At 64.5% G+C, this 13,018-nt stretch carries 13 protein-coding genes and 1 pseudogene; all 14 read right to left on the reverse strand.

The genetic code is table 11. From position 1 onward, the window contains the following. Positions 1-950 (reverse strand): type I glyceraldehyde-3-phosphate dehydrogenase (gene gap, locus A2J01_RS32560; RefSeq protein ID WP_064114355.1); only part of this gene is annotated, 950 nt, incomplete at its 3' end. A gap of 158 nt (positions 951-1,108) precedes the next feature. Beyond that, a complete protein-coding gene (whiA, locus tag A2J01_RS32565) occupies positions 1,109-2,086 on the reverse strand; it encodes a DNA-binding protein WhiA (RefSeq protein ID WP_021344225.1) in 978 nt (325 codons plus the stop codon). Further along, positions 2,083-3,147 (reverse strand): gluconeogenesis factor YvcK family protein, encoded by a 1,065-nt coding sequence (locus A2J01_RS32570; protein WP_042445666.1) that lies wholly within the window; start codon positions 3,145-3,147, stop codon positions 2,083-2,085. Before A2J01_RS32570 ends, whiA begins: the two co-directional genes overlap by 4 nt. After that, entirely contained in the window at positions 3,144-4,043 is a 900-nt protein-coding gene (rapZ, locus tag A2J01_RS32575) for an RNase adapter RapZ (RefSeq protein WP_003944872.1), read from the reverse strand. The genes A2J01_RS32570 and rapZ overlap by 4 nt, the downstream gene beginning before the upstream one ends. Beyond that, entirely contained in the window at positions 4,040-6,232 is a 2,193-nt protein-coding gene (uvrC, locus tag A2J01_RS32580; RefSeq protein WP_003944805.1) for an excinuclease ABC subunit UvrC, read from the reverse strand. Before uvrC ends, rapZ begins: the two co-directional genes overlap by 4 nt. A 74-nt stretch (positions 6,233-6,306) precedes the next feature. Further along, entirely contained in the window at positions 6,307-6,780 is a 474-nt protein-coding gene (locus A2J01_RS32585) for a PH domain-containing protein (RefSeq protein ID WP_003944987.1), read from the reverse strand. After that, positions 6,777-7,274, reverse strand: a complete 498-nt coding sequence (gene ribH / locus A2J01_RS32590; RefSeq protein WP_003944999.1) for a 6,7-dimethyl-8-ribityllumazine synthase — start codon at positions 7,272-7,274, stop codon at positions 6,777-6,779. The genes A2J01_RS32585 and ribH overlap by 4 nt, the downstream gene beginning before the upstream one ends. Further along, complete coding sequence (locus tag A2J01_RS32595; protein ID WP_003944833.1) at positions 7,271-8,545, reverse strand: bifunctional 3,4-dihydroxy-2-butanone-4-phosphate synthase/GTP cyclohydrolase II; 1,275 nt, start codon at positions 8,543-8,545, stop codon at positions 7,271-7,273. Before A2J01_RS32595 ends, ribH begins: the two co-directional genes overlap by 4 nt. Positions 8,546-8,655: 110 nt before the next feature. After that, positions 8,656-9,264: a riboflavin synthase gene (locus tag A2J01_RS32600; protein WP_003944892.1), complete on the reverse strand. Its 609-nt coding sequence runs from the start codon at positions 9,262-9,264 to the stop codon at positions 8,656-8,658. 5 nt (positions 9,265-9,269) lie between these two features. After that, positions 9,270-10,322, reverse strand: coding sequence for a bifunctional diaminohydroxyphosphoribosylaminopyrimidine deaminase/5-amino-6-(5-phosphoribosylamino)uracil reductase RibD (ribD, locus tag A2J01_RS32605; RefSeq protein WP_030536416.1), 1,053 nt, complete (start codon positions 10,320-10,322; stop codon positions 9,270-9,272). A gap of 8 nt (positions 10,323-10,330) precedes the next feature. Next, positions 10,331-11,014 carry a ribulose-phosphate 3-epimerase gene (gene rpe / locus A2J01_RS32610; protein WP_019748384.1) on the reverse strand — a complete coding sequence of 228 codons (684 nt, stop codon included), beginning with the start codon at positions 11,012-11,014 and terminating at the stop codon, positions 10,331-10,333. A gap of 64 nt (positions 11,015-11,078) precedes the next feature. After that, the gene (locus tag A2J01_RS32615) at positions 11,079-11,426 is read right to left on the reverse strand and encodes an MmcQ/YjbR family DNA-binding protein (protein ID WP_003944924.1); all 348 of its coding nucleotides are present in this window, start codon (positions 11,424-11,426) and stop codon (positions 11,079-11,081) included. 40 nt (positions 11,427-11,466) lie between these two features. After that, positions 11,467-12,915: an RsmB/NOP family class I SAM-dependent RNA methyltransferase gene (locus A2J01_RS32620; RefSeq protein WP_064114354.1), complete on the reverse strand. Its 1,449-nt coding sequence runs from the start codon at positions 12,913-12,915 to the stop codon at positions 11,467-11,469. Then, positions 12,912-13,018: pseudogene (locus A2J01_RS36170) on the reverse strand (methionyl-tRNA formyltransferase); the annotation flags it as partial. The pseudogene A2J01_RS36170 and the gene A2J01_RS32620, both read right to left, overlap by 4 nt.

A 13,018-nucleotide genomic window follows, 5' to 3' on the forward strand; every position in this document is an offset into this window, starting at 1 on the left:
CAGGAGACGATCTTGACCTGGTCGTCGATGACCTTCGTCAGACCCGAGTCGAAGATCGACGAGTGCGGGTCGGTGACGATGTCCGAGGAGACGATCGGTGCGTCGGTGTACTTCAGGATGCCCTTGAGGGGTCCTTCGGCAGCAGCCTTCATCGCAGCGTTGATCTCGTCGGCGGTGGCCGACTTCTTCAGGTTCGCGGTGAGGTCGGTGACCGAGCCCGTGGGGATCGGCACGCGCAGTGCGTAGCCGTCGAGCTTGCCGAGCAGCTGCGGGAGAACCAGGCCGATTGCCTTGGCTGCACCGGTACCGGTGGGAACGATGTTGAGGGCAGCTGCGCGGGCGCGACGGAGGTCTGCGTGCGGAGCGTCCTGCAGGTTCTGATCCTGGGTGTACGCGTGGATCGTGGTCATCAGACCCTTGACGATGCCGAACTCGTCGTCGAGAACCTTGGCGATGGGGCCGAGGCAGTTGGTGGTGCACGACGCGTTGGAGATGATGTTCTGGCTGCCGTCGTACTTGTCGTCGTTGACGCCCATCACGATGGTGATGTCTTCACCCTTGGCCGGAGCCGAGATGATGACCTTCTTGGCGCCGGCTTCGAGGTGTCCCTTGGCCTTTGCGGCGTCGGTGAAGATGCCGGTGGACTCGACGACGACGTCGACGCCCAGCTCGCCCCAGGGAAGTTCGTTCAACGGGCCACGGTGTGCGAGGGCCTTGATGCGCTGATCGCCGACGACGATCGTGTCGTCACCGTCGAGCGACACGTCGTACGGCAAACGGCCGAGGATGGAGTCGTACTTCAGCAGGTGAGCGAGCGTCGCGTTGTCAGTCAGGTCGTTGACTGCCACGATCTCGATATCGGTGGTTCCGAGCGCCTTCTGCGCATCCACCGCCCTGAAGAAGTTACGTCCGATACGGCCGAAACCGTTTACGCCAACCCGGACAGTCACAATTCGCTCCTTTGACCATGATTCTGGTGTGCAACTTGACCCACGCATACTCCGAATCCGTGTGTGCACGACGCGGACGTGGGGTTCATCGGTCGATGTGACTCATACCCTAATGCGCGTGGCCCGAACGTGCGCAGCCCACCCTGACGGAGGGCAGGTCACCCCTCTTCGAGTAGCTCCACATTCACTGCGGATTCGGTGTCGGGTATGCCCGTTTCCTTGGCCTTGCGATCAGCCATGGACAGCAGGCGACGGATACGTCCGGCAACGGCGTCCTTGGTCATCGGCGGGTCGGCCAACTGGCCGAGTTCTTCGAGGGACGCCTGCCGATGCTCGACGCGCAGTGCACCCGCCGCCGCGAGGTGATCGGGCACGTCCTCACCGAGGATCTCCAACGCACGCTCGACGCGCGCAGCAGCCGCAACGGCAGCGCGAGCAGAGCGTCGCAGGTTTGCGTCGTCGAAATTGGCGAGACGATTGGCGGTGGCGCGGACCTCGCGTCGCATCCGCCTCTCCTCCCACACCAGGCGTGTGTCCTGGGCTCCCATTCGGGTCAGGAGATCGCCGATGGCCTCACCGTCGCGGATCACCACACGATCCGTTCCGCGAACCTCACGTGCCTTCGCCGAGATCCCCAGACGCCGCGCAGCTCCAACCAGAGCAAGTGCAGCTTCCGGGCCGGGGCAGCTCACTTCGAGCGCCGACGAACGGCCGGGTTCGGTCAGGGAACCGTGCGCGAGGAACGCACCGCGCCACGCTGCTTCGGCGTCGCCGACACTTCCGCCGACGACCTGCGCAGGCAAGCCGCGAACCGGGCGCCCGCGAAGATCGAGCAGTCCCGTCTGGCGCGCGAGGGCCTCACCCTCCTTCGCCACACGCACGATGTAACGAGCGGACTTTCGAAGCCCGCCCGCACTGAGTACGTGCACGTCGGCACTGTAGGTGAACAGGTCGAATATCTCCCGGCGCAGACGTCGCGCCGTGGAGCCCAGATCCACCTCTGCTTCGACGACCACCCGGCCGCCGACGATGTGGAGCCCACCGGCAAAGCGCAGCAACGCGGAGACCTCTGCCTTGCGGCAGCTGACCTGAGTCACCACTAACCGGCTCAGTTCGTCCTTGACCTCCGCTGTCATTGCCACGAAGCGTTCTCCCTCTGTTCTTCGGATTGCTGTTCTTGCAGGGAAGACTGTGTCGAATCCCCTACTGCCGCACTGCTCGACAGTTCAGCCAGTACATCGGCCAGTTTTGCCGGATCGTGTACATGCGCTGCGCCCGGTGAGGTGTCCGCGACATCCGCGTACCTGACTTCGGCTGAAAATTGATCCGCCGCACGCTGCAGATGTTCACGTTCACGCCCGGCCGGTACCGACGCCGAGTCGACCACCACGTAGTCGACCCGGAAATCGGGCACGTGTTGGGAGAGTACGTGCAGGTGACGCTCCGCGGAGAATCCGGCGGTCTCCCCCGGCTCGGGTGCGAGATTGAGCACCAGTACCTTTCGAGCCTTCGTCGACGACAGTGATTCGACGAGTTCGGGTACCAGGACGTGTGGGATCACGCTCGAGAACCACGATCCCGGGCCGAGAACCACGAGATCGGCACGATCGATCGCAGTCACGGCATCGGGGCACGCGGGCGGATTGGACGGGAGCAGTCTCACACGCCGAACCTTGCCCGGGGTGGTCGCGACGGCAACCTGTCCACGAATGCAGCGGCTGACGCGGGGGTCCTCTTCGAGTCCCTGAACGTCGGCTTCGATCTCGAGCGCGATCGGCGACATCGGCAGCACACGGCCACGGATTCGCAGCAGTCGCGCCATCTCGTCGAGCGCGACGACCGGATCGCCGAGCACCTCGGTCAGTCCGGCCAGGATGAGATTGCCCACCGAGTGCCCGGCAAGTGCGCCGACACCGCCGAAGCGATGCTGAATGGTCCGAGTCCAGTCGACTATCTCGGGTTCGTCCGACGCGAGAGCTGCCAGCGCCATCCGGAGGTCTCCAGGCGGGATGACGCCGAGTTCGGCGCGCAGCCGGCCCGACGAACCACCGTCGTCGGCGACCGTGACCACGGCGGTGACGTCGAACGTCAAGCGTCTGACGGCCTGGAGCGTGGCGAACAATCCGTGCCCGCCGCCGAGCGCGACGATGGCCGGCCCCTCGGGTGTCTCCCGCGAGCGATGTGTCGGTTCACTCATTCGCGCCCCAGATCCCGGTGCACGATGCTGACCGAGATGTCGTCCTCGGAACCCAAACGCCTCGCGAGAGCTTCGGACATGGCTACGCTTCGGTGCTTACCGCCGGTGCATCCGACCGCAATTGTCATGTAGCGCTTTCCTTCTCGTCGATATCCGGCGATCGTCAAATCCACCAGATGTCGGTAGGTGTCGAGATAGTCTTCCGCGCCCTCGCGCGACAACACGTAGTCGCGAACGTCGGCGTCCTGACCGGTGTGCGGGCGAAGTTCAGGGATCCAGTGGGGATTGGGCAGGAAACGAACGTCACAGACGAGATCGGCGTCCATGGGCAGGCCGTACTTGAATCCGAACGACTGGACCGTCACCTTCATCGTTCGGTTGGCATCGTTTCCGAACGCCGTTTCGATCTTCTGACGCAGCTGATGCGCCTTCAGTGCCGACGTGTCGATGACCAGATCGGCGGCCGCCTTCACCACGGCCAACTGCCGACGCTCGGCTGCGATCCCTTCGGACAACGTGCCGTCGATGCCGTCGTTCTGCAACGGATGACTGCGGCGCACCTGTTCGAACCGTCGGATCAACACGTCGTCCGACGCTTCGAGGTACAGCACCCGAGTGTGGATCGGTTCCGCCTCGAGCTCGGTGAGCACCCACCCGAGATCGCCGGTGAAGAGTCGACTCCGCACGTCGATCACGACGGCCAGACGATCGACCGGCGGATCGGAGGTCAAGCTCAGACCGACCATTCGGGAAATGAGCTCAGGTGGCAAATTGTCCGCGACATACCAGCCGAGGTCTTCGAGCACCTTGGCAGCGGTACTCAAACCTGCTCCGGACAATCCCGTCACCAGCAGGAAATCCATCGTTCGACTGTCTTTGGCGCTGTCGGTAGTCACTGTGCACTCGGCCCCGTCGTCGGCATGGACAATTCTCGCGACTCGGAGCCCTCGTCACCGCTACCGGATTCGGCGCTGGGCGCGTCAGCAGACGTAACAGACGATTCGGATTCCGTGTCCAGCTCATCATCCCCTACCGCGGCTGGCAGCGCTCGAGCTTCAGCGCCCGCGTCGGCTGCAGCCGAATCCGTGCCGAGTGCGGCCAGAACTGCTGTGGCGGTGGTCTCACCGATACCGGGGACCTGCATGATCTCCTCGACCGTTGCCGTTTTCAGCTTCGCCACGGAACCGAAGTGAGCCACCAGAGCGGTTCGACGAGTTTCACCGAGCCCCTTGACCGAATCCAGAGCCGAAGCCGTCATCCGCCTCGAGCGTTTGCTGCGATGGAACGTGATCGCGAAGCGGTGGGCTTCGTCTCGGATGCGCTGCAGTAGGTACAACGACTCGCTCGTCCGAGGGAGGATGACCGGATCTTCTTCCCCCGGTACCCATACCTCTTCGAGTCTTTTGGCCAACCCGACTACCGCGACGTCAGTGACCCCCAGCTCGTCGAGGACCGCCGCTGCCGCCGTGACCTGAGGGGCGCCGCCGTCCACGACGAACAGATTGGGCGGATAGGCGAACCGCCGAGGCCGGCCCGTCGCCGGGTCGATCGCCGCTTCGGGAGCCAGGTCCCCACCGTCCGAGTCCATGGTCGACGCCGACGCCGCGAGGACGCCCAGGTCGCGGTTGTGGCGCAGGAACCGCCGACGCGTGATCTCGGCGATACTCGCGACGTCGTCGGAATGACCGTCGCCGGCGGCTTCCTTGATCGCGTAGTGCCGGTAGTCCGACTTACGCGGGAGCCCGTCCTCGAACACGACCAGTGACGCCACGACGTCGGTTCCCTGGACGTGACTGATGTCGATGCATTCGATTCGTAGCGGAGCCGAGTCCAGGTCCAGTGCTTCCTGGATGCCCTGCAGCGCCGCAGAACGCGAAGTGAAATCGCCGGCACGCTTGAGCTTGTGCTGCGCCAGAGCCTCTTTCGCGTTTCGCTGAACTGTTTCGGCGAGGTCTTTCTTGTCGCCACGTTGCGGAACCCGCAGTTGCACTTGCGATCCCCGAAGCTTGCTCAGCCACGCCTGGATCTCGGTCGCGTTTGCCGGCAGAACCGGCACCAGAACTTCCTTGGGAACTGCGCTGATCCCGGCCTCGGAACCCGCTCCCGGGTCGAGGGCCGCCTGCTCCCCGTAGAACTGGGTGAGGAACTGCTCGACCAGGATCGGCAGGTCGGACTCGGCGTCGAGTGCGGCCCAGTCGATGGCGTCGCCTGCCTTCTCCACGACCCATCCACGCTGACCCCGCACGCGTCCGCCCCGCACGTGGAACACCTGAACGGCGGCTTCGAGATCATCGGTGGCAAAGGCGACGAGATCGGCGTCGGTGCCGTCACCGAGTACGACGGCCTGCTTCTCGAGCGCCTTGCGCAAAGCGCCGATATCGTCACGCAGACGGGCTGCGGTCTCGAAGTCGAGATCCTCGGAAGCCTGCTGCATGCGCTTTTCGAGATCTTTGACCAACTTGTCCGTGCGGCCGGCGAGGAAGTCGCAGAAATCTTCGACGATCTGTCGATGCTCCTCGGCGCTGACTCGCCCGACGCAGGGCGCCGAGCACTTGTCGATGTAGCCGAGCAGACACGGACGACCGATCTGGTTGTGCCGTTTGAAGACTCCGGACGAGCACGTTCGTGCGGGAAAGACTCGTAGCAGCAGATCGAGAGTTTCGCGGATCGCCCAGGCATGGGAGTAGGGACCGAAGTACCGGACACCCTTGCGCCGCGGACCGCGGTAGACGAACAGTCGCGGGAACTCTTCGTTGAGCGTCACCGCGAGAACCGGATACGTCTTGTCGTCGCGGTACCGGACGTTGAACCGCGGATCGAATTCCTTGATCCAGTTGTACTCGAGCTGAAGCGCTTCGACTTCGGTACTGACGACGGTCCACTCGACGCTGCCGGCGGTGGTCACCATCTGCCGAGTACGGGGATGAAGTGTCGTGACGTCCGCGAAGTACGAGTTCAAACGTGAACGGAGGCTTTTCGCCTTTCCGACGTAAATGACCCGACCATGCGGATCGCGAAATTTGTAGACGCCCGGCGCAGCCGGAATGGTTCCGGTAGCGGGGCGGTAAGTCGAGGGATCCGGCACGGTTTCAGGTTAGTCGCCGCCACCGACCGACTCGGAAACGCGCAGGATGCGGGCACCGAACCGGTCGGAAGACGTCAGTTGCTCTTGTGCGCGACCGGTGCGTAGCGGTCGGCCAGTTCGCGGAACTTACCGACCGTGTCGACGGCGTACTCGCGGTCGTTGGACTGGATCGCCATCACTGCCATGTACTCGTCGTCGGGCAACTCGATGCGTGCCCAGGCGGCACCGTCGGGGAACGAGAGTCCCTCGAACAGATCCCAGTCGACGATCTTCTCGCCCAGGATGTTTCGTACGGCGATACCCTGCTTGCCCACCTTGACCCGGGGCCGCGTCAACATCAGCACACCGAGAGCCAGAATGGTGCCGATGCCTGCCATCGCGATCTGGTCCGCGGCACGGAAGTACACGCCGGTGGACCCCTGGCGGAGCAGGAGTGCAAGTGTGACGTGAACGATCACCAGGAGGACGGCAACTCCGATCGCGTATCGCGTCGACTTACGCGGTGACGCGATCAGTTCCCAGTTCTCGTTGTCGCCGGGTGTACTCATCGAAACGAATCCTCGGTCCATGGTGCTCGGAGATGGCGCAGGGTCACTGCGGTGTCCAGTGCGGCGGCGCAGGCCTGTGCGCCCTTGTCCTCGACGCTACCCGGCAGACCCGAACGGTCAAGAGCCTGCTGCTCGGTGTCGGTGGTCAGGACACCGTTCCCCACGGGGGTGCTTTCGTCGAGCGAGACGCGTGTGAGGCCCGCGGTGACCGCGTCGCACACGTACTCGAAGTGCGGCGTACCGCCGCGGATGACAACACCGAGTGCGACGACGGCGTCGTGCGTGCGCGCCAATGCCTGCGCAACGACCGGCAGTTCGATCGCGCCGGCGACACGGACCAGTGTCACGTCCTTGATCTGTGCCTCCTGCGCGACGCGCTGCGCGCCGGCGATCAGAGCCTCGGAGATCGTCGCGTGCCACTGCCCGGCAACGATCGCCAGCTTCAGATCCTTGGCCTCGGCGATCGCGAGCTGCGGCTGACCTTCCCCGCTCACAATGCGGTTCCCGGCTGTGCGGTGTTCTGGTTCGCCTCGTACTCGTCCAGTCCGATCAGATCGTGCCCCATCCGATCGCGCTTGGTGCGCAGGTAGGTGAGGTTCTCCGCATTCGCGCGCAACGGCATCGGAACACGATCGGTGATCTGCAGGCCGTAGCCGTCCAGACCCACACGCTTGGCCGGGTTGTTGGTCAGCAGACGCATCGACGAGATCCCCAGATCGACGAGGATCTGGGCACCGATGCCGTAGTCACGGGCGTCCGCCGGTAGGCCGAGTTCGAGATTGGCGTCGACGGTGTCGGAACCGGCGTCCTGGAGCTGGTAGGCCTGCAGCTTGTGCATGAGACCGATGCCACGACCCTCGTGCCCGCGCATGTACAGAACAACGCCGCGGCCCTCCTGGGCGACCATGTCCAGTGCGGCGTCGAGCTGCGGGCCGCAATCGCACCGCAGCGAACCGAAGACGTCGCCGGTGAGGCACTCGGAGTGAACGCGGACGAGCACGTCGCTACCGTCTCCGTCGGGGCCTGCGATGTCGCCGCGCACCAGCGCAACGTGCTCGACCTCGTCGTAGATGCTCGTGTAGCCGACAGCGGTGAACTCACCGTGGCGGGTGGGGATGCGGGCCTCGGCGATGCGCAGCACGTGCTTCTCGTGCTTGCGACGCCACGCGATGAGGTCCGCGATCGAGATCAGAGCAAGGTTGTGTTCGTCGGCAAATACTCGCAGCTCGTCGGTCTGAGCCATCGCGCCTTCGTCCTTCTGGCTGACGATTTCGCAGATGACGCCGGCAGGACGCAGGTCCGCCATGCGGGCGAGGTCGACTGCAGCTTCCGTGTGGCCAGGACGACGCAGTACTCCGCCTTCCTTCGCGCGGAGCGGAACGACGTGACCGGGGCGAGTGAAATCGTTGGCACCGGATTCGGGGTTGGCGAGCAGACGCATCGTCGCAGCGCGGTCCGACGCCGAGATGCCGGTACCGATTCCCTCACGGGCGTCGACCGTGACGGTGTACGCCGTGCCGTGCTTGTCCTGGTTGGTGGCGTACATCGGGGGCAGGCCCAGCCGATCGCAATCGTCACCGTCGAGCGGCACGCACAGGTAGCCGGAGGTGTACCGGACCATGAACGCCACCAGTTCCGGGGTGGCTTTCTCGGCGGCGAAGATGAGGTCGCCCTCGTTCTCGCGATCCTCGTCGTCCACGACGACAACAGCTTTACCTGCAGCGATATCTGCTACTGCGCGCTCGATACTGTCGAACCTGGTCACGTGCTCGCACTCCAAAGTCTTGACTTTTCACATCATCGAATACAACAAGTGCATCCGACGGATGCACTGACAACCCTACGACCAATCGGACGGGTCCGATCAGCCTGGTCCTACCGACCGGCAGAGTGAAGCCGCTCGACGTACTTCGCGATCACGTCCACCTCGAGGTTGACCGGCGTACCGACCACAGCGGTTCCGAGCGTCGTCAACTCGAGCGTTGTCGGGATCAGCGAAATCTCGAAGTACTCGAACCCGCGGTCTCCGCCCAGCGCGGAGACCGTCAGCGAGACTCCGTCGACGGTGATCGAACCCTTCTCCACGACGTAACGGGAAATGGAGTCGGGCAGTGCGATCCGCACTACCTCCCAGTTCTCGGACGGCGAGCGGGAAATGACGTGGCCTGTTCCATCGACATGCCCTTGAACCAGGTGGCCGCCGAGTCGGCTGTTCAGCGCCGCGGCACGCTCGAGGTTGACGCGAGAGCCGACATCCAATTTCGCCAGGCTCGAGCGGTTCAGGGTTTCCTGCATGACATCTGCGGTGAACGAACCGTCGGCAAGCACGTCGACCACCGTCAGGCACACTCCGTTGACCGCGATCGAATCACCGTGACCGGCGTCGGAGGTGACCAGTGGCCCGCGCACCGTGAAACGTGCAGCATCGACCAGTTCTTCCTTGGCGACGATTTCGCCGAGTTCTTCCACAATTCCTGTGAACACGCGCCCTACTCCTCGTTCCCCGGAGCAGAACTCTCCGGAACCAGACTCAACAAAATATCGGGGCCGATCGTTACCGCAGACTCCAAACGGAATCGGTGGGCGTCGGTGATGGTGTGCACTCCGGCATCGACGAGTGCGGAGGCGCCCGCGCCGAGCAGGATCGGAGCGATGTATGCCTCTATGACGTCGACATATCCGGCGGCAAGGAATGCTCCGGCCAGACGGGGCCCACCCTCGAGAAGTACGTCCGTGTACTCCCCCAACGCCTCGACTACTTCGTCGATGTTGTCGGTGTTGAGCACCAGAGTCGGTGCGGTGTCGTCGAGAATGCTTGCCGTCGAGGGTATTTCGCGCTTTCCGACGACGACGCGAACGGGTTGGTGCGCCGCGAGCTCACCGGTGGGCTGACGTGCGGTCAGCCACGGATCGTCGGCGAACACGGTGCCGGTACCGACCACGATCGCATCGATCTGCGCTCGCTGCGCATGCACGCGCGCCCTCGCCTGCGGACCGGTGATCCACTGACTCGTTCCGTCCTCGGCGGCGCTGCGTCCGTCCAGACTGGCCGCGTACTTCCACGTGATGTGCGGGCGACCGGTGCGCTGTTTGTGCAGCCAGGCCCGCAGTGGACCAGCTTCCACCTCGGGTGCTCTCAGTCCGGCCGTGACGCTGATTCCAGCGCGCATGAGCGTCGCTGCGCCGCCGGAAGCCTCGGGATTGGGATCACCGACGGCGTAGACAACCGCCGAGACTCCGGCATCGATCAATGCCTGTGAGCAAGGGCCGGTTCGCCCCTGGTGATTGCACGGTTCCAGTGTCACCACTGCCGTACCGCCACGCGCTGCATCGCCGGCCTCGTCGAGAGCCACGACCTCCGCGTGCGGTCCACCGGGCGGTTGCGTCATACCGACGCCCGCGATGGTTCCGTCGGCAGCGAGGATGACCGCGCCGACCGGTGGGTTGGGGCTAGTGAATCCGCGCGCGGAATCAGCTGCGGCCAGCGCGATCTGCATCGCGGCGTCGAGATCAGCCGTCGACGCCTGTCCACCCTTTGCCATCGAGCGGCTCAGACCGACAGCGTCAGGTGCGGCGACGCCGAGGCGGCCTGCGCGCGCAGCTTGCGCACCGCCTCACCGGGATCACTCGCTCCGTACACCGCCGAACCGGCGACGAAGCAGTCGATCCCTGCTTCAGCGGCCTGCTCGATCGTGGAAGCGTTGATGCCGCCGTCGATTTCGACAAGGAGCGTCAGCTCACCCGAGTCGACGAGCTTTCGAACTGCGCGTGCCTTGTCGAGCACCTGAGGCATGAAGGACTGACCACCGAATCCGGGTTCGACGCTCATGATCAAGAGGGTGTCGAAGTCCTTGAGGATTTCCAGGTAGTCGTCGATCGGGGTTCCAGGCTTGATGCTCAGCCCCGCCTTGGCACCAGCTGCACGAATATCGCGGGCAACCGAACGCGGATCGTCGGTGGCCTCGGCGTGAAACGTGACGTTGTACGCACCGGCCTCGGCGTACGGCGGCGCCCAGCGCTCCGGATTCTCGATCATGAGATGGCAGTCGAGCGGAATATCCGTCGCCTTCAGCAGACTCTCGACCACCGGCAGACCCAGCGTGAGATTGGGAACGAAATGCGCGTCCATCACGTCGACGTGAAGCCAGTCGGAGCCGGACACGGCAGTCGCTTCATCAGCGAGTCGAGCAAAATCTGCGGACAGAATGGACGGTGCAATCATCGGGGAAGCCACGACGCCGAGTTTAGCTGTGTCTCATTGCCGACCGTGCATGCACATCGGAGCCGGTGCAATCAGATCAGTTCTTGACGACGGTGTGGAGCTTTCGCACCTTGGCCGGTGCCTTGATCCGCCACGCGTCTTCGAGCATCTCACCCAACTGCACCTCGTCGATCAGTTCGAGGTGCACGAGGATCGAGCCGTGCCCGTGATAGTGATCGGTGGTGAAGAAAGCCGCCTCGCCACTGGCGAGTAGCGCCTCCTTCTCGTCCAGACCGCACATCACGACCAAAGCGCCCTCCGCTTCGGTGCGGAGCCGCGCAAAAGTCTTACCTGCCACCTTGAGTGCCGGGGTGTTGTACGAGGTCGACTCTTCCACGGAGGGAAGAGCCGAACCGAGTACTACAACCTGTTCCCACGTAACCATGTAGGCACCATACGACTACCGATGCCCAGAAGTCATCCGATCAGGCCAGCGGCTTGCGCAAAGCGGCCATGAACATCGCATCGGTCCCGTGTCGGTGCGGCCACAACTGAACCGACGATCCGTCGCCGACGTCTGGGACACCTGGCACCAATTCCTTGGTGTCGAGTTCCACGACGCCGTGACGTCGCACTGCATCGGCGAACACTGCCAGCGTTTCCGACAAGTGCGGCGAGCACGTGGAGTACAGCACCACTCCGCCGGGGCGAACCAGTTCGATTGCGGCAGCAAGCAATTCACGCTGCAACTTCACGAGCGGGGCCACATCGGACGGCTGCCGACGCCAACGTGCCTCTGGGCGCCGACGCAGCGCACCCAACCCGGTGCAGGGAGCGTCGACGAGGATGCGGTCGTATCCGGGTTCGAGCCCGGATTCGCGGCCGTCCGCCACGTGTACGTCCACGGGAAGCTCGCGAGTGGTCTTGCGGATCAGTTCGGCGCGATGTTCGACGGGCTCGACGGCGTCGAGTCGCCCGCCTTCGATACCGGCGAGAGCGCCGAGAAGCGCTGCCTTACCGCCCGGACCTGCGCAGAGATCGAGCCAGCGTCCGGAGTCTTCACCTTCGAGAGGAGCAATGCTGAGGGCGCGGGCCACCAGCTGACTGCCCTCGTCCTGCACGCCCGCCAAGCCTTGGCGGACCGCCTCGAGCTGTCCGGGGTCACCGCCGTCGAGATGCACGGCGTACGGCGAGTACGGCCCGATCTCGCCGCCGGTCACCAGTGCAAGCTCCTCGGCGGAGATCTCGCCGGGGCGGGCGACGAGGTGTACGGCAGGGCGGGCGTCGTCGGCGATCAGGACGTCTTCGAGTTCACCGGCAGCAGCGCCGAGCGAGTCGGCAAATACCTGCGCGATCCACAGGGGGTGAGCGTGCTCGAAGGCGAGCCGGCCGACCGGGTCCTTCGGGGCCAGCAGCTCGACCCACTCCTCCTGGGTGCGTTCGGAAACACGGCGCAGGACCGCATTGACGAATCCTGCTCGGCCCTGGCCGTTTTCGGCGCGGACCAGATCGACCGAAGTTGCGACGGCAGCGTGCGGTGCGACACGAGTGCGCAGCAATTGGTACGAGCCGAGTCGGAGAACATCGAGCAGCGTTCCGTCGATCTCTTCGATCGGCCGACCCGCTGCATGCGCGATCACCGCATCCAGCAGCCCCTGAGCACGTGCCGCGCCGTACGCCAGTTCGGTTGCCAGCGCAGCGTCGCGTGCGTCGAGTTTGCGGTCACGCAGGAGCCCTGGCAGAACCAGGTTCGCGTACGCGTCACGCTCACGGACCGCGCGCAGGACGTCACGCGCCGCCAGACGCGGTTGATCGAGCCCGGCGGTTGCCGGATCAGGCCGCTTGGCCTGCTTCGGCTTGGTGTTCTTGCCGCCGCCGCCGGTCTTGGCTCCGGGACCCTGTGTCCGCCGTGCCGGTCGTCGTGATTCGGTCACTGTGCTCGTACCTCCGCGTCGAGTCGGGCACCGCGTGCCCAGTCCCCTGCCGACATCAATTTCTTGCCCGGGGGCTGAATCTGCCCGAGTCGCACCGCGGTGG

Origin of the sequence: Rhodococcus sp. EPR-134 (genome assembly GCF_001647205.1) — a bacterium.
In the GTDB taxonomy this organism is placed as follows: Bacteria; Actinomycetota; Actinomycetes; order Mycobacteriales; family Mycobacteriaceae; genus Rhodococcus_F; species Rhodococcus_F qingshengii.

Coding starts and splice junctions, on each gene's coding strand:
- A2J01_RS32585 (WP_003944987.1), bottom strand. CDS start 6,780: ATGAGTACACCCGGCGACAACGAGAACTGGGAACTGATCGCGTCACCG.
- A2J01_RS32570 (WP_042445666.1), bottom strand. CDS start 3,147: ATGAGTGAACCGACACATCGCTCGCGGGAGACACCCGAGGGGCCGGCC.
- A2J01_RS32615 (WP_003944924.1), bottom strand. CDS start 11,426: ATGGTTACGTGGGAACAGGTTGTAGTACTCGGTTCGGCTCTTCCCTCC.
- whiA (WP_021344225.1), bottom strand. CDS start 2,086: ATGACAGCGGAGGTCAAGGACGAACTGAGCCGGTTAGTGGTGACTCAG.
- ribD (WP_030536416.1), bottom strand. CDS start 10,322: ATGGCAAAGGGTGGACAGGCGTCGACGGCTGATCTCGACGCCGCGATG.